The organism is Pseudomonas fulva, from assembly GCF_023517795.1.
In the GTDB taxonomy this organism is placed as follows: Bacteria; Pseudomonadota; Gammaproteobacteria; order Pseudomonadales; family Pseudomonadaceae; genus Aquipseudomonas; species Aquipseudomonas fulva_D.
This window is the reverse complement of sequence record NZ_CP082928.1, coordinates 156,914-177,756: the sequence shown is the minus strand read 5'-3', so window position 1 is coordinate 177,756 and position 20,843 is coordinate 156,914. Positions and strand designations below refer to the sequence as shown.

General features: G+C 65.2%; 21 protein-coding genes and 1 pseudogene. 14 read left to right on the top strand and 8 right to left on the bottom strand.

Going from position 1 to position 20,843, the window contains the following annotated elements:
• Positions 1 to 39 precede the first annotated feature (39 nt).
• Positions 40 to 1,011, bottom strand: coding sequence for an alpha/beta fold hydrolase (locus K8U54_RS00700; protein ID WP_249908442.1), 972 nt, complete (start codon positions 1,009 to 1,011; stop codon positions 40 to 42).
• 98 nt (positions 1,012 to 1,109) lie between these two features.
• Between K8U54_RS00700 and K8U54_RS00695 the strand changes: the two genes are divergently transcribed.
• The 8 genes from K8U54_RS00695 (at position 1,110) to K8U54_RS00660 (ending at position 8,215) form a co-directional block, all read left to right on the top strand.
• A complete protein-coding gene (locus K8U54_RS00695) occupies positions 1,110 to 1,940 on the top strand; it encodes a substrate-binding periplasmic protein (protein ID WP_434059973.1) in 831 nt (276 codons plus the stop codon).
• Between the two features lie 9 nt (positions 1,941 to 1,949).
• Positions 1,950 to 2,303 (top strand): DUF4398 domain-containing protein, encoded by a 354-nt coding sequence (locus K8U54_RS00690; protein ID WP_249908441.1) that lies wholly within the window; start codon positions 1,950 to 1,952, stop codon positions 2,301 to 2,303.
• A complete protein-coding gene (locus K8U54_RS00685) occupies positions 2,300 to 3,109 on the top strand; it encodes an OmpA family protein (protein ID WP_434059972.1) in 810 nt (269 codons plus the stop codon). The genes K8U54_RS00690 and K8U54_RS00685 overlap by 4 nt, the downstream gene beginning before the upstream one ends.
• Positions 3,110 to 3,261: 152 nt before the next feature.
• Positions 3,262 to 4,692, top strand: a complete 1,431-nt coding sequence (locus K8U54_RS00680) for a PLP-dependent aminotransferase family protein (RefSeq protein ID WP_249908440.1) — start codon at positions 3,262 to 3,264, stop codon at positions 4,690 to 4,692.
• Between the two features lie 83 nt (positions 4,693 to 4,775).
• Positions 4,776 to 6,434, top strand: coding sequence for a vWA domain-containing protein (locus K8U54_RS00675; RefSeq protein WP_249908439.1), 1,659 nt, complete (start codon positions 4,776 to 4,778; stop codon positions 6,432 to 6,434).
• Positions 6,435 to 6,436: 2 nt separating this feature from the next.
• Positions 6,437 to 7,024 (top strand): RNA polymerase sigma factor, encoded by a 588-nt coding sequence (locus K8U54_RS00670; RefSeq protein WP_249908438.1) that lies wholly within the window; start codon positions 6,437 to 6,439, stop codon positions 7,022 to 7,024.
• Positions 7,021 to 7,575: a hypothetical protein gene (locus K8U54_RS00665; RefSeq protein ID WP_249908437.1), complete on the top strand. Its 555-nt coding sequence runs from the start codon at positions 7,021 to 7,023 to the stop codon at positions 7,573 to 7,575. Before K8U54_RS00670 ends, K8U54_RS00665 begins: the two co-directional genes overlap by 4 nt.
• Before the next feature lie 109 nt (positions 7,576 to 7,684).
• Complete coding sequence (locus K8U54_RS00660) at positions 7,685 to 8,215, top strand: hypothetical protein (protein WP_249908436.1); 531 nt, start codon at positions 7,685 to 7,687, stop codon at positions 8,213 to 8,215.
• 9 nt (positions 8,216 to 8,224) lie between these two features.
• On the opposite strand, the gene K8U54_RS00655 is transcribed toward K8U54_RS00660, so the two are convergent.
• The 3 genes from K8U54_RS00655 to K8U54_RS00645 form a co-directional block, all read right to left on the bottom strand.
• Positions 8,225 to 8,980 carry a CPBP family intramembrane glutamic endopeptidase gene (locus tag K8U54_RS00655; RefSeq protein WP_249908435.1) on the bottom strand — a complete coding sequence of 252 codons (756 nt, stop codon included), beginning with the start codon at positions 8,978 to 8,980 and terminating at the stop codon, positions 8,225 to 8,227.
• A 58-nt stretch (positions 8,981 to 9,038) separates the two neighbouring features.
• Positions 9,039 to 9,206, bottom strand: coding sequence for a DUF2897 family protein (locus K8U54_RS00650; protein ID WP_249908434.1), 168 nt, complete (start codon positions 9,204 to 9,206; stop codon positions 9,039 to 9,041).
• A gap of 104 nt (positions 9,207 to 9,310) precedes the next feature.
• Entirely contained in the window at positions 9,311 to 10,657 is a 1,347-nt protein-coding gene (locus K8U54_RS00645; RefSeq protein WP_249908433.1) for a class II 3-deoxy-7-phosphoheptulonate synthase, read from the bottom strand.
• A 172-nt stretch (positions 10,658 to 10,829) separates the two neighbouring features.
• Between K8U54_RS00645 and K8U54_RS00640 the strand changes: the two genes are divergently transcribed.
• From K8U54_RS00640 to pabB, 4 genes and pseudogenes are all read left to right on the top strand, one after another.
• Positions 10,830 to 11,603 carry a spermidine synthase gene (locus tag K8U54_RS00640; protein ID WP_434059971.1) on the top strand — a complete coding sequence of 258 codons (774 nt, stop codon included), beginning with the start codon at positions 10,830 to 10,832 and terminating at the stop codon, positions 11,601 to 11,603.
• 354 nt (positions 11,604 to 11,957) lie between these two features.
• A complete protein-coding gene (locus K8U54_RS00635) occupies positions 11,958 to 12,356 on the top strand; it encodes an ester cyclase (protein WP_249908432.1) in 399 nt (132 codons plus the stop codon).
• Positions 12,357 to 12,653: 297 nt separating this feature from the next.
• Positions 12,654 to 14,361 (top strand): annotated as a pseudogene (locus K8U54_RS00630) (DEAD/DEAH box helicase).
• Positions 14,362 to 14,500: 139 nt separating this feature from the next.
• On the top strand, positions 14,501 to 15,868 hold the full coding sequence (gene pabB / locus K8U54_RS00625; RefSeq protein WP_249908431.1) for an aminodeoxychorismate synthase component I: 1,368 nt from the start codon (positions 14,501 to 14,503) through the stop codon (positions 15,866 to 15,868).
• Here the strand turns inward: pabB and K8U54_RS00620 are convergent.
• Positions 15,853 to 16,620, bottom strand: a complete 768-nt coding sequence (locus tag K8U54_RS00620) for a DODA-type extradiol aromatic ring-opening family dioxygenase (RefSeq protein WP_249908430.1) — start codon at positions 16,618 to 16,620, stop codon at positions 15,853 to 15,855. The genes pabB and K8U54_RS00620 overlap by 16 nt on opposite strands.
• A gap of 105 nt (positions 16,621 to 16,725) precedes the next feature.
• On the opposite strand from K8U54_RS00620, the gene K8U54_RS00615 reads away from it, so the two are divergent.
• On the top strand, positions 16,726 to 17,376 hold the full coding sequence (locus tag K8U54_RS00615) for a thiopurine S-methyltransferase (RefSeq protein WP_249908429.1): 651 nt from the start codon (positions 16,726 to 16,728) through the stop codon (positions 17,374 to 17,376).
• A 57-nt stretch (positions 17,377 to 17,433) separates the two neighbouring features.
• Here the strand turns inward: K8U54_RS00615 and htpX are convergent, their stop codons facing one another.
• From htpX to K8U54_RS00600, 3 genes are all read right to left on the bottom strand, one after another.
• Entirely contained in the window at positions 17,434 to 18,306 is an 873-nt protein-coding gene (gene htpX, locus K8U54_RS00610; protein ID WP_027906469.1) for a protease HtpX, read from the bottom strand.
• Between the two features lie 229 nt (positions 18,307 to 18,535).
• Complete coding sequence (locus tag K8U54_RS00605; RefSeq protein WP_249908428.1) at positions 18,536 to 18,979, bottom strand: hypothetical protein; 444 nt, start codon at positions 18,977 to 18,979, stop codon at positions 18,536 to 18,538.
• 61 nt (positions 18,980 to 19,040) lie between these two features.
• A complete protein-coding gene (locus tag K8U54_RS00600) occupies positions 19,041 to 20,252 on the bottom strand; it encodes a pyridoxal phosphate-dependent aminotransferase (RefSeq protein ID WP_249908427.1) in 1,212 nt (403 codons plus the stop codon).
• A gap of 147 nt (positions 20,253 to 20,399) precedes the next feature.
• Here K8U54_RS00600 and msrB point away from each other — a divergent pair, with 147 nt between their 5' ends.
• Positions 20,400 to 20,798, top strand: a complete 399-nt coding sequence (gene msrB / locus K8U54_RS00595) for a peptide-methionine (R)-S-oxide reductase MsrB (protein WP_070888195.1) — start codon at positions 20,400 to 20,402, stop codon at positions 20,796 to 20,798.
• Positions 20,799 to 20,843: the final 45 nt, after the last annotated feature.

Sequence of the window (20,843 nt, the reverse complement as noted above, 5' to 3'; positions counted from 1 at the left end):
ATCGAGCGGGTTTTTTATTGGCTGTCGGAAAGCGACCGTCTATTGATTTGTGGTCGCTGCCTGTCGTGCTTGAGCGGCACGCTGGCTCGCCTGGTCGATGAACTTCAGATAAGCAGCAGCGCTTTCTTCCGGGCGCTCGAGTATGGGCGCGTGGCCGCAGTCTTTTATGATCACCACGCTCGCATCCTTGAGCAGCGGTTTCATCGTCTCGATGCTCGACACATCGAGGATTCGGTCCTGGTCGCCCCACAGCAGCAGCGTCGGGGCGGTGATCCTCGGTAATTCGGGCTCCAGCGGCAGATAGCGCTGCTGCAGGTGCTCGAATATTTCTCGCTGGTGGGCGCTGTCGGCAACGGCGCGTTGTGCGAGGTACTGATGAAGACGCTCGGGCAGTTGCGGCGGTGCGACGAACAGCCAGTCGAGCAACTCGTCGAATTGCGGTGCGCTGGCCACCAGCAGCGGATTGTCGCCCTGTTCTTCGAGGCGCTGGAAAAACGCGCTGCGTCTCGGCGCACTGACCCCGGCATTGGCGATCAGCGCCAGGCTGGTCACCTGTGCGGGGTAGCGGGCCGCATACAGCGCGGCGATATGCCCGCCCATGGAGTGGCCGGCCAGGTGCAGGCGGCGGATGCCCAGGGCATCGACGAACGCCGCCAGGCGCTCGGTCTGGGTGCCGACGTCATAGCTGCCATGGGGCCGGTCGCTGGCGCCGAAGCCGGGCAGGTCGACGGCAACCACGTGATAGCGCTCGGTCAGCGCCCGGGCGAACCATAGCCAGGTGCTCTTGTCCGCGCCAAAGCCATGCACCAGCAGCACGGTCTCGGCGCCCTGGGGGCCGCCTTCGTAGTAGCTGAGCTTGAGATCGCCTGCGCTGACGCTGCGCTCGTGCAGCCCCGCGCGCCACTGTTCGACGCCCTGGTAGACCGTCAACTGCGCCGCTGGCGAGAGGTACACAAGGGTGCCGGCAGCAACGGCCAGGAGAACGAACAGGGCAGGGATCAATTTCTTCATGCGGCGTCTTATCGCTGATTATCGAGATCGTATGAGCTAGCATGTCATGAATCTCCGGCTGGTGGATGGCCGGCTGCATCGGAATCGAGAGTGTGCCAATGGGTAAGCGAGGTTTTGGCTGGGCTGGGCTATGGGTGGGCGCCGCCATGTTGCTGGCTGGCGGCGCCCAGGCCGCCGGCAAGTGCGAGCGGCTGGTGGCCACGGGCAACCCCGAGTATCCGCCCTACCTGTGGCGTGACCCGCAGAATCCGGAAAAGCTGATCGGCGCCACGGTCGATCTGCTCAAGGCGGTGGCCGAGGATCTTGGCGTCGGCATCGAGGTGATCTATGCCGGGCCCTGGTCGCGGGCCCAGGAGGAGGTGCGCACCGGGCGCGTCGACATGCTGGCCGGCGCTTTTCTAACCGTGCCGCGCCTGGAGACCATGGACTTCGTGCACCCGGCTTTTCTGTCCACGCCGAGCGTGGTGTGGGTGCGCAAGGGGCAGGAATTCCCATACGCCAGCTGGGCCGACCTGCAGGGGCGTACCGGCGACACCCTGGTCAACAACAGCTTCGGTCAGGCCTTCGATGCCTACGCCCGCGATAACCTGACCCTGGAAGGCGTTTCCAGCCTCAGCCAGGCGTTCCAGAAACTGTTGCTCGAGCGTACCGATTACGTGCTCTACGAGCGCTACCCGGGGCAGGCGCTGGCCTCGACCCTGGGCCTGCAGGACGACCTGCAGGTGCTCGACCCGCCGGTGTCCAGCGAAGGCCTGCACCTGGCGCTGTCGCACAACTCGGCGTGCAATGACGCCTGGCTGCGCGGACAGCTGGCCAAAAAAATGACAGAATTCACCGCCGCCGGCATGCCGCAAACCCTTCTGCAGCGCAACTTGCAGCGCTGGAAGGAGCAACAGCCCGCAGCGGCTGCCAGTGTTCCGAATCAGTAGGACGTACCCGTGATCTATCGATATACCGGCGCCGCTCTGGCGCTGCTGTTGCTTCAGGGCTGTGCCAGCGACCCCGCACCGACCGAGCAGATGCGTCTGACCGAACAGGTGGTCGAGCAGGCGCGTACCGTGGCCGCCGGCGACACCGTTGCCGAGTTGAGCCAGGCCGAAGAAAAACTCGCCCAGGCCCAGGCCGCCATGGCAGCGGGCGCCTACCGCACGGCGCGGGTGCAGGCCGAACAGGCCGAGCTGGATGCACGCTTGGCCGAAGCCCGGGTGCTGACGCTGCGCAGCCAGGTGCAGTTGACCGAACTCAACCGCCGTATCGGGCGTTTGCGTGATCAGCTGGGAGCCATGCCATGAGCCCGCTACGTGTTGGCGCGCTGGCGCTGATGAGCCTGGCCATGGCCGGTTGTGCCGGCCTCGGGGACGAGCACACGGCCGAGCTGGACGCGGCCCGTGCCAGCTTTCAGGCCGTGAAGGAGGATCCGCAGGTACTGCGCAGCGCGCCCAAGGACGTGATTCGCGCCGGCGAGTCCCTGGGCCGGGCCGAGCGGCTTGCGGGCTACTGGGGCAGCGCCGACGATGTCGCCCACTACGCCTACCTGAGCCAGCGCTACAGCGAGATCGCCCGCGAGCATGCCAAGCTGGCCCTGGATCAGGAGCGAGCGGCGCGCCTGGAACTGGAGCGACAGCGTCTGCAACTGGCGTTGCGCGAGGCCAAGCTGGTCAGCGTGCAGGAGCAGAACGCCTGGCTGGAAGAGCAGATCGTCAACCTGGCCACGGCGCAAACCGATCGTGGCCTGGTGATGACCCTGGGTGACGTGCTGTTCGATGCCGGCGAAGCGCGTCTCAAGGCCAGTGCCAACCGCACCGTGCTCAAGCTGGTGCAGTTTCTCCAGCTCAATGGGCGGCGTACCGTGCGCATCGAAGGCTATAGCGACAGCAGCGGCAAGCGTGAAGAGAACCTGGCGCTGTCCCGAGCCCGGGCGCAAACCGTCGCCGATGCGCTGATCGACCTGGGCATCGATGCCAAGCGTATCGAGGTGCAGGGCTTCGGCGAGAGCTTCCCGGTGGCGGAAAACGCCTCGGCCAAGGGGCGCGCGCAGAACAGGCGGGTGGAGATCCTGTTCTCCGATGAGCAGGGGCGTCTGGGCGCCACGCGCTGAGTCGGTTGTCGCGAAACCCCGCCACTGGATAACAGGGCGGGGTTTTTTATTGCCCGTGGCGTGAGTGTATCGTCCAGATATTTCAAGGCTGTACCGGTACAGAAACATTTTGATGAACTACTGTTATGGTTCAGTACCGGGAAGAAACGGCCATGACCAATCTGTTGCTTTATCAGCGTATCGCTCAACAGCTGGCGGATGACATCCGCCGCGGCGTCTATCAGCCTGGCGAGCGGGTGCCCTCGGTACGCAAGATGAGCGCGCAGCTCAGCGTCAGCCATGCCACGGTGCTGCAGGCCTATGCCAACCTGGAGGATCTCGGCCTGATCCGCGCCCGGCCGCAATCCGGCTTCTACGTGCACCAGACGCCGGCGCTGACCGCCGACACGCCGGATATCGCCCGGGTCGAGCGGCCTGGCCTGGTGACGCGCAGCAGCATCATCAACCAGGTGCTCGGCGAAGCACGTCGCGAAGGCGTGTTTCCGCTCGGTGCAGCGGTGCCTCATGTCGATTACCTGCCGGTGCGTGCGCTGCACCAGCAGCTCGCCAAGGTCACCCGTTTCCAGAGCCCGCGGGCGTTCAGCTACATGTTCAGCCCGGGATTCGAGCCGCTGCGCCGTCAGGTGGCGATTCGCATGCGCGATGCCGGTGTGCTGGTCGACCCTTCCGAAGTGGTGATCACCCATGGTTGCGTCGATGCCCTGCAGATGAGCCTGCGGGTGCTGACGCAACCGGGCGACCTGATCGCCACCGAGTCGCCGACCTACTACGGCCTGCTGCAACTGGCCGACCTGCTGGGCCTCAAGGTCATCGAAATCCCCAGCGACCCGACCACCGGGATCAGCGTCGAGGCATTGCAACTGGCGGCCAGCCAATGGCCGATCAAGGCGCTGGTGCTGACCGCGCGCCTGAGCAACCCCTTGGGTGGCACCATTCCCGAAGCGCGGCAGAAGCAGCTGCTGCGCCTGGCCAGCGATTTCGACATCCAGATCATCGAGGACGATATCTACGGCGAGCTGATGTTCGAACAGGGCCGTACCAAGGCGCTCAAGGCCGGCGATCTGGAAGGGCGCGTGGTGTATTGCTCGAGCTTCTCGAAAACCCTGTCGCCCGGTGTGCGGATCGGCTGGATCATCGCCGGCAAGTACCAGGACGAGGTGCAGCGCCTGCAGATGTTCACCACCCATTCGGCGTGCAGCGTCACCCAGATGGCCGTTGCCGCCTACCTGGAGAACGGCGGCTATGACCGTCATCTGCGGCATATCCGCCAGGAGTACCGCAAGAATCTCAGCGCCTTCCAGCTGGCCATCCAGCAGTATTTCCCCGAAGGCACGCAGATTACCCGGCCCAACGGTGGCTTCATCCTCTGGGTCAGCCTGCCGGCGCGGGTCAATACCAAGGACCTGCACATCAGCGCGCTGCAGCAGGGCATCAGCATCGCCCCGGGGCTGATCTTCAGCAATACCGAGCAGTTCAACCACTGCGTGCGCATCAACTGCGGCATTCCGTGGAACCGCGAGGCGGAGCGCGCGCTGATGACCCTGGGCATGCTGGCCACCCAGCTGTGTCAGGAAGCGGGCTGAGGCAACCCGCATCGCGTTAACCCGAATGGCCGGCCCCCTGCGTCTACTGGATCAGAGCGCTCTTTCGATCCAGGAGAAACACCATGGGCAGCCGTTCCCGCTTCGTGTCGTACAGCATCGCCGGCAGCATCGTGCTGTCGCTGACCGCCTGCAGTGCCGGGCAGAACCCTTCGCAAGAGTCGCTAGCCAAGCCGGCACAGAGCGCTGAAACGCCTCCCATCGCGCCAGCCATCGTCCCGGCGCCGATGACCACCCGCCTGGCTGCACCGGCTGCGCGCGAGTACGCGTATTGGCCGCAGCCAGAAGCCAGCCGCGAACAATATCAGCGCCTGGCTGCCAACCCCGTTCGGTCGGTTGCCGAGGCGCCGGTGTCGACCTTCAGCATCGATGTGGACACCGGCAGCTACGCCAACGTGCGCCGCTTCCTCAACGAAGGCCGCCTGCCGCCCGCCGAGGCCGTGCGTCTGGAGGAGCTGGTCAACTACTTCCCCTATGCCTATCCCTTGCCCACAGGCAACGCGCCGTTCGGGGTCGGCACGGAGCTGGCTGTAACACCCTGGAATTCCCAGAGCCGCCTGCTGCGCATCGCCATAAAAGCCTCCGACATGCAGGTTGCCCAACTGCCGGCCGCCAACCTGGTGTTTCTGGTCGATGTGTCCGGCTCCATGGATCGCCCCGACGGCCTGCCGCTGGTGCAGAGCACCCTGAAGCTGCTGGTGGACCAGTTGCGTGCCCAGGACCGTGTTTCGCTGGTGGTCTACGCCGGGGACTCCAGCGTAGTGCTGGAGCCGACGGCTGGCTCGCAAAAGGCGCAGATCCGTGGGGCGATCGAGCAACTGCGCGCCGGCGGTTCGACGGCGGGGGAGTCGGGCATCCAGCTGGCCTATCGGCAGGCGCAGCAGGGCTTCATCAAGGGCGGTATCAACCGCATCCTGCTGGCCACCGATGGTGACTTCAATGTCGGTGTCAGCGATTTCGACAGCCTCAAGGCGCTGGCGGCCGCCAAGCGCAAGACCGGCATCTCGCTGACCACCCTGGGCTTCGGCACCGGCAACTACAACGAGCACCTGATGGAGCAGCTGGCCGACGCCGGCGACGGCAACTACGCCTATATCGACAACCTGCGTGAGGCGCGCAAGGTGCTGGTCGAGCAGCTCAGTTCGACCCTGGCCACGGTGGCGCGGGACGTGAAGGTCCAGGTCGAGTTCAACCCGGCCCAGGTCAGCGAATATCGCCTGCTCGGCTACGAGAATCGCGCCTTGAAGCGCGAGGACTTCAGCAACGACAAGGTCGATGCGGGGGATATCGGCGCCGGGCACAGCGTGACCGCGCTGTACGAAATCGTGCCGGTCGGCAACCCGGGTTGGCTGGAGCCGCTGCGCTATCGGCAAGCGGCGCAAACACCTGCGGACCATAGCGAACTGGCCTGGCTGCGCATCCGTTACAAGACGCCCGAGCAGAACCGCAGTCGGCTGCTGGAAACCGCCATTCAGGCGCCCGGGTCCTTCACGCCGATCAGCGACGCCAGTGAGGACCTGCGTTTCGCCGCCGCCGTCGCCGCGTTCGCCCAGCAACTGAGCGGGGGCCAGTACACCGGCCATTTCGACTGGGCGGCCACTGCGGCGCTGGCGCGGGGCAGCCGTGGCGATGATCCATTCGGCCTGCGCAACGAGTTCCTGCAACTGGTGGAACTGGCGCAAAGCCTGCAAACTGTCGACTCCCGCACCTCTGGAGCCGAGTAAGTGTGACTGCCCAACCTCCCAGCGCCGAGCCCGCCGACGCCGACCTCTTGCGGCGCTACCGAGCCGGCGACGCTGCAGCCTTCACGCAACTCTATGAGCGCCATCGCCTGGGGCTGTTTCGCTTCCTCATGGGCTTGTGCGGCGATCAGGCGGTCGCCGAGGAGGTGTTTCAGGAGACCTGGATGAGCCTGATTCGCAGCGAGTCGTTGCAGCGTGAAGCGGCGGTGCTGTTCAAGACCTGGCTGTACCAGATCGCGCGCAATCGCCTGATCGACCACTGGCGCAAGCAGGGCAAGCGCCAACAGCGCGAAGAGGCGTTCGACGAGCAACTGCACGACCAGGCCATGGCCGAGCCGGACCCTGAGCGGCAGCTCAGCCTCAGCCAGGATCAGGCGCGCATCCAGGCGGCGCTTGCCGACTTGCCGGCCGAGCAGCGCGAGGTGTTCCTGTTGCGCGCCCACGGCGACCTGGAGCTGCACGAGATCGCCGAGCTGACCCGCACACCGGCAGAAACGGTAAAAAGCCGCCTGCGTTATGCGCTGCAGAAAATGCGCCGCCTGCTCAGCACGGCCGAAGAGGTAGCACCATGAATGATCACGATGAGCGCTTGCTGCGTCACGTCCGAGAGCACAGCGGCGAGCGGCCAGGGCCGGCGCTGGACGCACGGATCCTGGCGGCAGCTGGCGAAGCGGCCGCGGCCAGGCGGCACCCGCCGGAGGGCTTCTGGGCACGACTGCGTCGCGCACTAGGGGGGGCTTCGGCGCGGGGACGCTGGTCAGCCGCCTTTGGTTGCCTGGCGCTGCTGGGCATGGGGCTCGGGCTGAGCCTGCAGACCCTCGAGCAAGCGCCAAGTCGCTACGACGCACCGCCGGCCTCGATGCAGCGGCAGGCACCCATGGCCTTGCAGGCCCCTGCCAGCCCGGCACCGATGGCCGAGATGAGTGAAGCCCCTCGAATCATGGCACGCATGGCGGCGGAGGCGGCGCCGCTGCCTGCGCACGTGCTGGCCGCACTGCGCGAGATCGCCGAGCTGCGTGAGCGGGGTGAGGCAGAGCAGGCGCAGCAGCGCGTCGACCGCCTGCAGGCGGAGCATCCGACCCTGGATGTGGAGGCCGAGCTGCGCCGTCTATCCAGGGAATGATGGCGCGCGAGCGACGGGTGGCACTGCCATTCGGCAGACTGGCTGGCGTTATCGTCCAGTCGTTTTAGAATGCAGGACTATCGTTATACGAACCGATGCGAGGATTTCGATGCGCTATCTGTTGTTGCCGCTGTGTCTTGCCGTGCTGCTCAGTGCCTGTGGATCCGATGAGCAGGGCAAGGACGTGCCGCGCAAGGACAGTGAGCCGGCAGTGGCCGTCGAGCCCGCCAAGCCGGCTCAGCCGGTCGGGAAGCACGAGCCACCGGCCGCACAGGTCGAGGCACCGCCTGTCCAGCCGCCGGCCCAGCCGCAGCCTGAGGTGGTGCAGAAACCGGTACCTGCCGAGCCGAAGAAGATCGCCCAGCGTGCCAAGCCCGAGAAGGCTGCGCAGAAGGTCGTCCAGACGCCGCCCAAGACCAAGCTGGACCTCAGCCTGCCGCCCGAGCTGGCTGCCGCGCTGGATGCCGAAGACAAGGCCGCGACCGACGGTGCGCCGCCGATCCTGCCGGCGTTCTTCGAAGAGCGTAAATCCGCGCTCAACCCCTTCCAGGTCAGCGGCAAGCTGTTGACTGGCGAACTGGGCTCCGAATACTGGAATGCCGTCGAGGGTGCCGAACTGCAGTTCGAGTTTCGCCGCTAGCGGGTTTGCCTAGACGATACGCAGCGGGTAGCTCAGCAAGGTGAAATGCACCAGATTGACCAGCCCGTGCAGGGCGATGGCCAGGCTCAACCGGCCGCTGACCTGCATGACCAGGCCATAACCCAACCCCGCTACCGCAGCCACCATTGCAAAGGTCGGGCTGAAGGGGATATGCACGGCGCCGAACAGCAGCGCCGTCACCAGTAATCCCGGCCATGTCCCCAGCCTGCTCACCAGGCGCGCCTGCAGCAAACCGCGAAACAGCAATTCTTCGGCCAGTACCGCGACGACCAGGTTGACCGCCAGCCAGGCGCCGAGCAGCTCCGGCCACTTCGGTTGCCAGGCGACCACGCCCAGCAGCAGCGCAAGGCCCGGAACCGCCAGTAGGGTGACGATGAATATCGGCACCACGAAAGCGGGCCGTGGCCCCGGCCTCGGTGGCAGGCCCAGCCACCAGGCGAGCAGGGTGCAGCCCACCAGCAACTTGTCCCATGACAGCCTCAGCTGGTAAGGCGCGGCGTCCGCGCTGATGCGCTGCGGCTGGGCAATTTCCCAAGGCCGAAAGCCAGGCAGCAGGTGGGCTGCCAGCAGTACGCTGGCGACTGCCACCAGCATGCTCCACAGCCCGTTGGGCAGGCGCGTGGGCAGCAGCACCAGCGCAATGAACAGCAGGGCCCACAGCAGGCCGATGGGCTGGATATGACCCATGAGCACACCCGCCGATAACGGGCAGCAGGGCAGTAACAGGCGGGGTAATAACGGCATTGCGCCTCCGGGGTGGAGGCGCAGTTTACCGGGTCGCGGGGTCAGCTTGTGCAGGTGATCAACGATCTTGCGCGTCCTTGGCGTTCTGCTCGATTTCGCGTTCGTGGATGCGTTTGAGCTGCTCGTCGCTGAGCGGCAGCTTCTTGGCACTGTCGCGCAGCATCAGCAGGCCACCGACGATGGAGCCGATCGCCAGAATCAGGATCAACCAGGCATACCAGGGCATGTGCGACTCCTTCTATCGAGTGATGGGCCTCGCGTCGATCGAGGTATCGAGGCCTTGTGCTGAAGACCGCCCGTCGCTGCGCTTGGTTCAGGTTAACGCGCGGTTCAGCGGCGCACCTGCTTGAGCGTCTCGGCGATCATGAACGCCAGTTCCAGGGACTGATCGGCGTTCATTCGTGGGTCGCAGTGGGTGTGATAACGGTCCGACAGACCGGCCTCGGTGATCGGTTTGGCGCCACCGATGCACTCGGTCACGTCCTGGCCGGTCATCTCGATATGGATGCCGCCGGCATAGCTGCCCTCGGCGTGGTGGACGGCGAAGAACTGCCGCACCTCGGCGAGTATCTGCGCGAAATCCCGGGTCTTGTAGCCGCTCGAGGCCTTGATGGTGTTGCCGTGCATCGGGTCGCTGCTCCACAGTACCTGGCGGCCTTCGCGCTGCACGGTACGGATCAGCCTCGGCAGGCCGGCCTCGACCTTGTCGGCACCCATGCGCACGATCAGGTTGAGGCGGCCCGGGTCGTTGTCCGGGTTGAGGATGTCGATCAGGCGAATCAGGTCCTCGTCGGTCATGCTCGGGCCGACCTTGACGCCGATCGGGTTGCCGACGCCGCGCAGGAATTCCACATGGGCACCGTCCACCTGGCGGGTGCGGTCGCCGATCCACAGCATGTGCGCCGAGCAGTCGTAGAAGTCGCCGGTCAGGCTGTCGCGGCGCACGAAGGCTTCCTCGTAGTTGAGCAGCAGGGCTTCGTGGGCGGTGAAGAAACTGGTCTCGCGCACCTGGGCCGCGCTGTCCATCCCGCAGGCGCGCATGAAGGCCAGGGTCTCGTCGATGCGGTCGGCCAGTTGGTGGTATTTCTGCGCCAGCGCCGAGTTGGCGATGAAGTCCAGGTTCCAGCCGTGCACCTGGTGCAGGTCGGCGAAACCGCCCTGGGCGAAGGCGCGCAACAGGTTCAGCGAGGCGGTGGACTGGTGGTAGGCCTGCAGCAGGCGCTGCGGGTCGGGCGTGCGGCTGGCCGCGTCGAAGCCGATGCCGTTGACGATATCGCCGCGGTAGGCGGGCAGGGTGACCCCGTCGAGGGTCTCGTCGTTGGCCGAGCGCGGCTTGGCGAACTGACCGGCCATGCGCCCGACCTTCACCACCGGGCAACCGGCGGCGAAGGTCATGACGATGGCCATCTGCAGCAGCACCTTGAAGGTGTCGCGGATCTTCGCGGCGCTGAATTCGGCGAAACTCTCGGCGCAGTCGCCGCCCTGCAGCAGGAAGGCGCGGCCCTGGGTCACCTCGGCGAACTGCTTGCGCAGCTCGCGCGCCTCGCCGGCGAATACCAGGGGCGGGAAGCTCGCCAGGGTCTGCTCGACCTGGGCGAGCTTGGCGGCGTCCGGGTACTGAGGTTGTTGCTGGATGGGGCGGCTTCTCCAGCTGTCGGGGCTCCAGGGCTGACTCATGGCGGCTTCTCTTGTTGGCGATGGGGCATGGTAACCGATCGCTGACCGGCTCCGAGCATGGCGCCCGGCAAAAACCGATGGCATTTAGCGCGTGACCTGACCGCGCCCCATCGCCGACAATCGCCTTCTAGCCCGGCCTCAGCCGGGGAACGCGACGGTGGAGAATCTGCGCATGCCTGGCTTGCCTCCGGTGGAGGAGATGAAGGACGAAGTGGTGCTGGCCGAGGTGCACGATGCCTTCGGGGTGATCCGCGTGGTCGAGGTCGGCGAGTACCGGTTTCTCGAGTTCGGTGAGTCGATCGAGCAGAGCTGCGTGTTCACCGCCGACCCGAGCTGGCTGGAGTACGACTACACCCGCGCCATGTTCGTCGGTGCGCTGTGCCATGAGGCGCCGGAAAGCGCGCTGTTTCTGGGGCTGGGCGCCGGCACCCTGACTCAGGCCTGCCTGCGCTTTCTGCCTCTGAACGATGTCGAGACCATCGAATTGCGCCCCGACGTGCCGCGCCTGGCCATACAGTACCTGGGGCTCGAAGACGATGAGCGCCTGACGGTGCGCATCGGCGATGCCATGCAGTTGCTGCCCAGCGCGGAAACCGCGGACCTGATCTTCGTCGACCTGTATACCGACACCGGCCCCGGCGTCGGCCACCTGGCCTGGCGTTTTCTCGATGACTGCCGGGCCAAGCTCAATCCGGGCGGCTGGCTGATCATCAACCAGTGGGCCGGCGACGACGGCAAGCCGTTGGGCGCTGCGCTGCTGCGCGGCCTTTATCATCGCCACTACTGGGAATGCCCGGTGGTGGAGGGCAACGTGGTGGTGCTGGTGCCGGCCGAGCTGGACCAGCAGTTCGACCGCGAGGCGGTGAGCCGGCGCGCCCAGACCCTGCAGGCACAGCTCGGCTATTCGCTGCAGCCGTTGATCGATGCCGTCCGCATGGCGACCTAAGAGCCTGTTCACGATCTTCATGCTCGTGAAGCGGCAACTACAAGGCAGAGGCGGTCGCCCAGCGACCGCGTGGGAGCGGCTTTAGCCGCGAGTTTTTATTAATGTAAGCAAAGAGCTCGGGGCTAAAGCCCCTCCCACAAAACCACGCATTCACCGTCTGCTTTTGCCACACTTGGCTGCCAGAATCGGGGGAGCCTGGGCTGAAAGATTATGAATAGGTTCCAAGGTCGCCTCAGCCAAGGCAGGAATTAACCGTCAGCGGCGCTGTCCCTTTAGGGCCTCGCCTGCTCAGCGCGCCGCCCACCGTCGCCTGCGCAGGCGAATCCCCCCAAGTCTTCGCGACGGAGCCCTGTCATGAGCGATCAAGATCTTCCCACGGTGTATCGCGCCTATATCGACTGCCTCAACCGGCAGGACTGGGCGAACCTGGGGCAGTTCGTTCACCACGATGTGGTGCATAACGGGCGGCGCCTGGGCCTCGATGGCTACCGCGAGATGCTCGAGCGTGACTACCAGGAGATACCCGATCTGCAGTTCAACATCCGCCTGTTGACCTGCGAGGAAGCGATGATCGCCTGCCGCCTGGATTTTCACTGCACCCCGAAAGGCCGGTTTCTCGATGTGCCGGTCAATGGCCGCAAGGTGGCCTTCAGCGAGAACGTGTTCTATGCCTTTCGTGACGGCAAGGTCGGCGAAGTCTGGTCGGTCGTCGACAAGGCGGCGATCGAAGCGCAGCTCACCGGCAGAGCCTGACCGCTCGATCAGCATCGGCACGGCTGCGACATACTGTCGCGAGCCGTGCGCTGCCTGCCGAACACCTGTTTTATTGTGTGAAAAAGCGCACACGTCTGTATGAATTCCGGTATAGTACGCGCCGGCCAATTCATGGCCACGTTCAAGTAGTGCAACTCGCCCGGAAGCTTTCCGGCAGCCAGTCCGCCAAGCGGGCTATCTTGACGATTCACTTTTCACCACGTTTTCGCAAATCCCCGCCGACCAGGCTGCCAGGGTGACCCACAAGGTCCTACATGGCATGCGCAGCTTTGGAACATGGGTCTTTGCGGATGCACTCAGAGGCAGACCCATGACCCAGGAAATCGGCGGCTTCGCCGCACTCGGACTTCATTCCAATATTCTCGCCGCGCTGACCGCCGTCGGTTACGAAGAGCCGTCGCCCATTCAGTCGCAGGCCATCCCGGTGATCCTCTCCGGCCAGGACATGATCGGCCAGGCGCAGACCGGCACCGGCAAGACCGCCGCCTTCGCATTGCCGATCCTGTCGAAGATCGACCCGGCCAAGCGTGAGCCCCAGGCGCTGATCCTCGCCCCGACGCGCGAACTCGCTCTGCAGGTTGCCACCGCCTTCGAAACCTACTCCAAGCAGATGCCTGGCCTTAACGTGGTCGCCGTCTACGGTGGCGCACCGATGGGCCCGCAGCTCAAAGCCATTCGCCAGGGCGCGCAGGTCATCGTCGCCACCCCGGGCCGTCTGGTCGACCATCTGCGTCGCGACGAGAAAGTACTGTCGACCATCCAGTACCTGGTACTCGACGAAGCGGACGAAATGCTCAAGCTGGGCTTCATGGATGACCTCGAAGTGATCTTCGAGGCCATGCCCGAGAGCCGCCAGAGCGTGCTGTTCTCCGCGACCCTGCCGCACTCGATCCGCGCCATCGCCGAGAAGCACCTGCGCGAGCCGCAGCACATCAAGATCGCTGCCAAGACCCAGACCGTGTCGCGCATCGAGCAGGCGCACCTGATGATCCACGCCGATCAGAAGACCAACGCCGTACTGCGTTTGCTGGAAGTCGAGGAGTTCGACGCGCTGATCGCCTTCGTGCGCACCAAGCAAGCCACCCTGGACCTGGCCGCCGCGCTGGAAGCCAAGGGTTTCAAGGCCGCTGCACTGAACGGCGACATCGCCCAGAACCAGCGTGAGCGTGTCATCGAGTCGCTCAAGGATGGCCGTCTGGACATCGTCGTGGCCACCGACGTCGCCGCCCGTGGTATCGACGTGCCGCGCATCACCCACGTGTTCAACGTGGACATGCCGTACGACCCCGAGTCCTACGTGCACCGTATCGGCCGTACCGGCCGCGCCGGTCGCGATGGCCGTGCGCTGCTGCTGGTCACGCCGCGTGAGCGCCGCATGCTGCAGGTGATCGAGCGCGTCACCGGCCAGAAGGTTGGCGAGGTCAAGCTGCCCAACGCCCAGCAGGTGCTGGATGCGCGCATCAAGAAACTCACCAACAGCCTGGCGCCGCTGGTTGCCGACGCCGAAGCCAGCCATGGCGATCTGCTCGACCGCCTGACCGCCGATATCGGCTGCAGCCCGCGTGCCCTGGCCGCTGCGCTGCTGAAGAAGGCCACCAACGGCCAGGCCCTGGATCTGGCCAGCGTCGAGCGCGAGCAGCCGCTGGTGCCGGGCGTCGGTGGTGCTCCCCGCGAGCGTCGTGAGCGTGATGGCGAGCGCAGCGGTGAGCCGCGCGAGCGTCGTGCGCCGATGCCGCTGGCCGAAGGCCGTGCGCGCTGCCGTACCGCCCTGGGTGCCCGTGACGGTATCGCCGCCAAGAACCTGCTGGGCGCGATCCTCAACGAGGGTGGCCTGGCCCGTGAAGCCATCGGCCGCATCCAGATCCGCGAGAGCTTCAGCCTGGTGGAGCTGCCGGAAGATGGCCTCGAGCGTCTGCTGACCAAGCTCAAGGACACCCGCGTTGCCGGCAAGCCGCTGAAGCTGCGTCGCTACCGCGAAGACTGATCCGGTCATGCAGCACTGATTCGGGGGAGCCAATGGCTCCCCCGAGTCGTTTCTGGAACCTGAACCGTCGCTTGCCGGGCCTAGGACGAACCTGCCAGCGGCTCTACAATCGGCCGTCCCTGTTTTCGTGATGCCCTAAATGCCTACCTGTCTTGTCCATCCGCTGCCCTATCAGGCCGACCCAGCCGTCTATTTCCAGGCCGTGCGCCAGGCGCCGGGCGCTGTGTTGCTGGATGCCGGTCGGCCGGTGGCGACCCGTGGGCGCTATGATCTGCTCAGTGCCTGGCCGCTGGCCCAGCTGGCGCCAGGGCAGGGTGAGTCGGGCGCTGCGTTCTTCGCGCGCCTGCGCGAGCAGCTCGCAGCACTGGGGCCCGCCGAAATGCCGCCAGGTGTCGAGCTGCCGTTCGCTGGCGGCCTGCTCGGTTACCTGGCCTACGATTTCGGCCGCCGTATCGAAGCGCTGCCTGTGCAGGCCGGTGATGACCTGGGCTTTGGCGATGCGCTGTTCGGCCTGTATGGCTGGGCGCTGATCAGCGACCACCAGGCGGGTACCAGCCAACTGGTGTTACATCCCTCGCTACCGGCGGGCGAGCAGGCGCGCCTGCTGGCGCTGTTCGAGCATCCCCCCGCTGAGGTCCCGGAGCAGCCCGCCTTCGCGCTGCTGGCGCCGTTTCAGGCGAATATCGATCCGCAGCGCTACGCCGAGGCCATCGGCAGGATCCAGGCCTATATCGCCTCCGGTGACTGCTATCAGGTCAACTATGCGCAGCGCTTCCAGGCCCGCTATCAGGGCGCTCCCTGGCAGGCCTATGGCGCATTGCGGGCTGTCTGCCCAACGCCGTTCGCCGGCTATCTGAGCCTGCCCGGTGGCGGCGCCTTGCTGAGCCTGTCGCCGGAGCGTTTCATCCGGGTCAATGGAGGGCTAGTGGAAACGCGGCCGATCAAGGGCACCCAGCCCCGCGGCCGTGATGCTCAGGAGGATGCCAGCAATGCCCAGGCGCTGCTCGCCAGCAGCAAGGATCGCGCCGAGAACCTGATGATCGTCGATCTGCTGCGCAACGACCTCGGGCGTAGCTGCCGTATCGGCTCGGTGCGCGTGCCCGAACTGTTCGCCCTGGAGAGCTACCCCAACGTGCACCACCTGGTCAGCGCGGTGACCGGTGAGCTGGCCGCTGCCAAGGACGCCCTGGACCTGCTGCTGGGCGCCTTTCCGGGGGGCTCCATCACCGGTGCACCGAAGATCCGCGCTATGCAGATCATCGACGAGCTCGAACCGACGCGCCGTGGACCTTATTGCGGCTCGCTGCTGTACCTGGACGTGCGCGGCGAGATGGACAGCTCCATCGCCATCCGCAGCCTGCTGGCCAAGGACGGCGTGATCAGTTGCTGGGGCGGCGGCGGTATCGTCGCCGACTCGGCCTGGCAGGCCGAGTATCAGGAGTCGATCACCAAGGTGCAGGTGCTGCTCAGTACCCTGGAGCAGAGCTGCCTTCAGGCAAAGCTGTAGATATCCATGCCCAGGGCGCCCAGGGTGAAGCCCTGGTGCTCGATGGCGAAGGTGCCGCCGGCACCGCGGGCGAAGAACAGCGGCAGCAGGTGTTCGTCGCTGGGGTGGTTGCGCCGCGCGTGGGGGGCCTGACGACGGTAGTCGAGCAGTGCCGCCAGATCGTCTTCGCGCAACCGTTCGACCATCCAGTCGCGAAACGCCAGGGCCCAGGGCGCTGCCTCGTCCCCGGTGGAGCGCCAGTCCAGCTCGCCCAGGTTGTGGGTGATGCTGCCCGAGCCGATCAGCAGCACGTTGCGCTCGCGCAGCCCGGCCAGCGCTTCGCCGACCCGCAGTTGCAGCGCCGGACCCTGGCGGCTGGGCAGGGAAACCTGCAGCACTGGAATGTTCGCCTCGGGATAGAGCAGCGACAGCGGCACCCAGCTGCCATGATCGAAAGGCCGGCGCTCATCGGTCTGCGCGGCCAGGCCGGCTGCCCGCAGGCGCTGGACGATGTCCTCGGCCAGCTGTGGATTGCCGGGCGCCGGGTACTGCACCTGGTAGAGCTCGGCAGGAAAGCCGCCGAAGTCATGCCAGGTTGGCGGTTGCGCATTGCTCATCACCTGCAACGCCTCGCTTTCCCAATGGGCCGATACCACCACGATCGCCTCCGGGCGTTGCAGCTGGGCGGCGAGGCGAGTAAGGGCGGGGCCGCTGGCGCCGGGTTGCAGGGCAAGCATGGGCGAACCGTGGGAAATGAACAGGCTGGGCTGCATGGTGGTCTCCTAGTGGCGTCATCATGATCCATCAGCCAAGTTGGCCTAACAACGGCTAAAGTCTGCTCGGTGTTATCTGTTTTCTTGATGGCTTGAGGATAAAACATGCAGGAATCATTCTGGCTGCAACGCTGGCACGCCGATCAGATCGGCTTTCACGCCCGGCAGGTCAATGGCTTGCTACAGCGCCACTGGCCCACGGTGGCCGCAGCGAGCGACGCGCCGGTGCTGGTGCCGCTATGCGGCAAGAGTCTGGACATCGCCTGGCTGGCGGCGCGGGGGCATCGGGTGGTGGGCGTGGAATTGGCCGAAGTGGCGGTCGCGGCGTTCTTCGCCGAGCAGGGCGTCGAGCCGCTGATCACCCAGGAGGATGCCTTCAAGGTGTATCGGCATGGCCGGGTCGAACTGTTCTGTGGCGATTTCTTCGCCTTCGAAGCGCGCCATATGCCCGGCTGCGCGCTTTTCTATGACCGTGCGGCGCTGATTGCGTTGCCGGCCGAGATGCGTGAGCGCTACGTGCGCCACCTGCAGCAGATCCTGCTGCCGGAAAGCCACGGCCTGCTGGTGACCCTGGATTACGATCAGGCGCTGATGGACGGCCCGCCGTTCTCGGTAAGTGACGCCGAGGTGCGCAGCTGGAGCGGCAAAGTATGGGAGAGCGAATTGCTGGAAAGCCAGGATGCCCTGGAAGACCGTTTCAGGGCTCGGGGCCTGTCGCGCATGGATGAGCGGGCTTACCACCTGCGCCTGCTCTGAGGCGAATCGCGGACATGAAAAAGGCGACCCTCGGGTCGCCTTTTCTTCGCGCTTCGATCAGCCCAGGCGACGCAGGGCTTCGATACGCTCTTCCAGCGGCGGGTGGGTCATCAGCAGGCCCGCCAGGCCGTTCTTCAGGCCACCGTTGATACCGAAGGCGGTCAGGCTGTCGGGCATCTGCACCGGCACACCCTGTTCGGCACGCAGGCGCTGCAGGGCGGCGATCATCGCGCCCTTGCCGGCCAGTCGTGCACCGGCTTCGTCGGCCTTGTACTCGCGTTTGCGCGAGAACCACATGACGATGATGCTGGCCAGGATACCGAGTACCAGTTCGGCGAAGATGGTCGCCACGAAGTAGCCGATGCCATGGCCGTCTTCGTTCTTCAGAATCGCCTTGTCGACGAAGTTGCCGAAGATACGTGCGAAGAACATCACGAAGGTGTTCACCACGCCCTGGATCAGCGCCAGGGTCACCATGTCGCCATTGGCCACGTGGCCGATCTCGTGGGCCAGCACGGCGCGCACCTCATCGGGCGAGAAGCGCTCGAGCAGGCCCTGGCTGACGGCGACCAGTGCGTCGTTCTTGTTCCAGCCGGTGGCGAAGGCGTTGGACTCGTAGGCCGGGAAGATACCCACTTCCGGCATCTTGATACCGGCATCGCGCGACAATTCTTCGACGGTCTGCAGCAGCCACTGCTCGTGGCGGGTACGCGGTTGAGTGATGATTTCGGTACCGGTGCTCATCTTCGCCATCCATTTGGACAGGAACAGCGAGACCAGCGAGCCGGCAAAACCAAAGACGGCGCAGAATATCAGCAGGCTGCCGTGGTTCTGGCCGGTGAAGCGATCAACCCCCAGCAGTTTGAGGGTGATGCTGGCGATAACCAGTACCGCCAAGTTGGTAGCCAGGAACAACATAATGCGCATCATGGTGTGAAACGACTCCTCACGAGTAAAGACAGGCTCATTACGGCGGCTATATAAGGGCGCGCCCTATGGCGATTCAACCGAGTCACTATTTCAAACTGTGTCGCCTGGCCCGTCCGCTGCAAACGGTCGTGCATGGGCGACAATGCTTAGATGGGCTTTTTCGCGATTATTTCAATCGCGGCCGAGAAAAACCGCCGCTTGCCAGGCGTGGCCGGCGGGCCGACGGCCCTCAGCCAGACGCAGCCGGGCGCTGTTCGAACAGCTGGCGAGTCAGTCGTGCAATCCGTTCACCATGTTGCTGGGCGAGCGCGTCGCGCAGTTGAAAGGCCAGGGTCGCCTGCACCCGATCCACCGCAGGCGGCACGGCTTCACCCTCGTTGACCGCCCGCGGGATGCCGCGCGACAGGCGCAGGAAGCCCTTCTCGCTCAGCACCGCCTGATCGAGGGCGTCATAGCCGATGGTGGATTCGTAGCGCAGGTAGCCTTCTTCCGCCAGCCACAACAGCGCGCCCAGGCAGGCCTGGTGGCGCTTGCTCGGTAAGCCGAACTCGTCCGGCTCCTCGCGGCCGATCAGGTCTTCCACGTACAGCGAGGCCTTGCGCGGAAAGGCCTGGTAGAGCATCAGCAAGCCGCTGGCGGCATCCTTGTAGAAGTCGTCTATCTGCAGGTCCATGGGCTCGTGCTCTAGCAACGGTGGAGGCGGATGCCCGGGCCGGCATCCGCGCTGGCGCGGGTTACTGGCGGTAGGTCTTGAGGAAGCTGCCGATACGACCGATCGCCTGTTCCAGGTCGTCGACGCGGGGCAGGGTGACCACCCGGAAGTGGTCCGGCCACGGCCAGTTGAACGCGGTGCCCTGGACGACCAGCAGCTTCTCGGAGAGCAGCAGGTCGAGGACAAACTTCTCGTCGTTGTGGATCGGGCAGACCTTGGGGTCGATCTTCGGAAAGGCGTACAGGGCGCCCATGGGTTTCACGCAACTGACGCCGGGAATGTCGTTGAGCAGCTCCCAGGTGCGGTTGCGCTGTTCCAGCAGGCGGCCATTGGGCAGCACCAGGTCGTTGATGCTCTGGTAGCCCCCCAGTGCGGTCTGGATCGCATGCTGGCTGGGCACGTTGGCGCACAGGCGCATGTTGGCCAGGATGTCGATGCCTTCGATATAACTCTTGGCCTGATGCTTGGGACCGGAAATGATCACCCAGCCGGAGCGGAAGCCGGCCACCCGGTAGGACTTGGACAGGCCGTTGAAGGTCAGGCACAGCACGTCCGGCGCCAGGGAGGCGGTGGAGATGTGCTGGGCTTCGTCATAGAGGATCTTGTCGTAGATCTCGTCGGAGAAGATCACCAGGTTGTGCTGGCGGGCCAGTTCGACGATGTCCTGCAGCACCTCGCGCGAATACACGGCGCCGGTGGGGTTGTTCGGGTTGATCAGCACCAGCGCCTTGGTGTTCGGGGTGATCTTGGCGCGCATGTCGGCGATGTCCGGGAACCAGCCGGCCTGCTCGTCGCACAGGTAATGCACCGGCTTGCCACCGGAGAGCGCCACGGCAGCGGTCCACAGGGGGTAGTCGGGCGCCGGGATCAGCACTTCGTCAGCGTTGTTGAGCAGCGCCTGCATGGCCATGACGATCAGCTCGGACACACCGTTGCCCAGGTAGATGTCCTCGATGCCGACGCCTTCGATCTGCTTCTGCTGGCAGTACTGCATCACTGCCTTGCGCGCGCTGAACAGGCCCTTGGAATCGCTGTAGCCTTGGGCCGTGGGCAGGTTGCGAATCACGTCCTGGAGGATTTCCTCGGGGGCTTCGAAACCGAACGGCGCCGGGTTGCCGATGTTCAGCTTGAGGATGCGCTGGCCTTCCTCTTCCAGACGCTTGGCGTGCTTGAGCACCGGGCCGCGAATGTCGTAGCAGACGTTGGCGAGCTTGTTGGATTTGCTGACCTGCATGGTGAAGAATCCCGAATCGAAGAAAGGCGGCCTGCAAGGGGCCGAGGCGGCGGCGAGCCGTGGCGGGTTGAGGTGTCGAATCATACGTGTCAGCCTGGATCGGGCAAAGATACAGATAGGGCTTTTTTATCCCGAGGAGGACGGCCTGTGAGCAAGCTCGAAAAACCCCTGGAAACCTGGCGCGAGGAGCTGACGGACGCACAGTTCAACGTCTGCCGCCTGGGCGGCACCGAACGGCCGTTCACCGGTGAGTACCACGACAGCAAGGTGCCGGGCGTCTATCAGTGCGTGTGCTGCGGCACGCCGCTGTTCGACTCGGACGCCAAGTTCGACTCCGGCTGCGGCTGGCCGAGTTACTTCCAGCCGCTCGACGACCAGGTGATCACCGAACTGGACGACTTCAGCCATGGCATGCACCGCATCGAAGTGCGCTGCAGCAACTGTGAAGCCCACCTGGGCCACGTGTTTCCCGACGGCCCGCGGCCGACCGGGTTGCGCTACTGCATCAATTCGGTGTCGCTCAAGCACGTGCCGCGCGAGGCGTAAGCGGCAGGCTCGCCATCAGCTGCGCTGATGGCGGGCCTGTTCTTG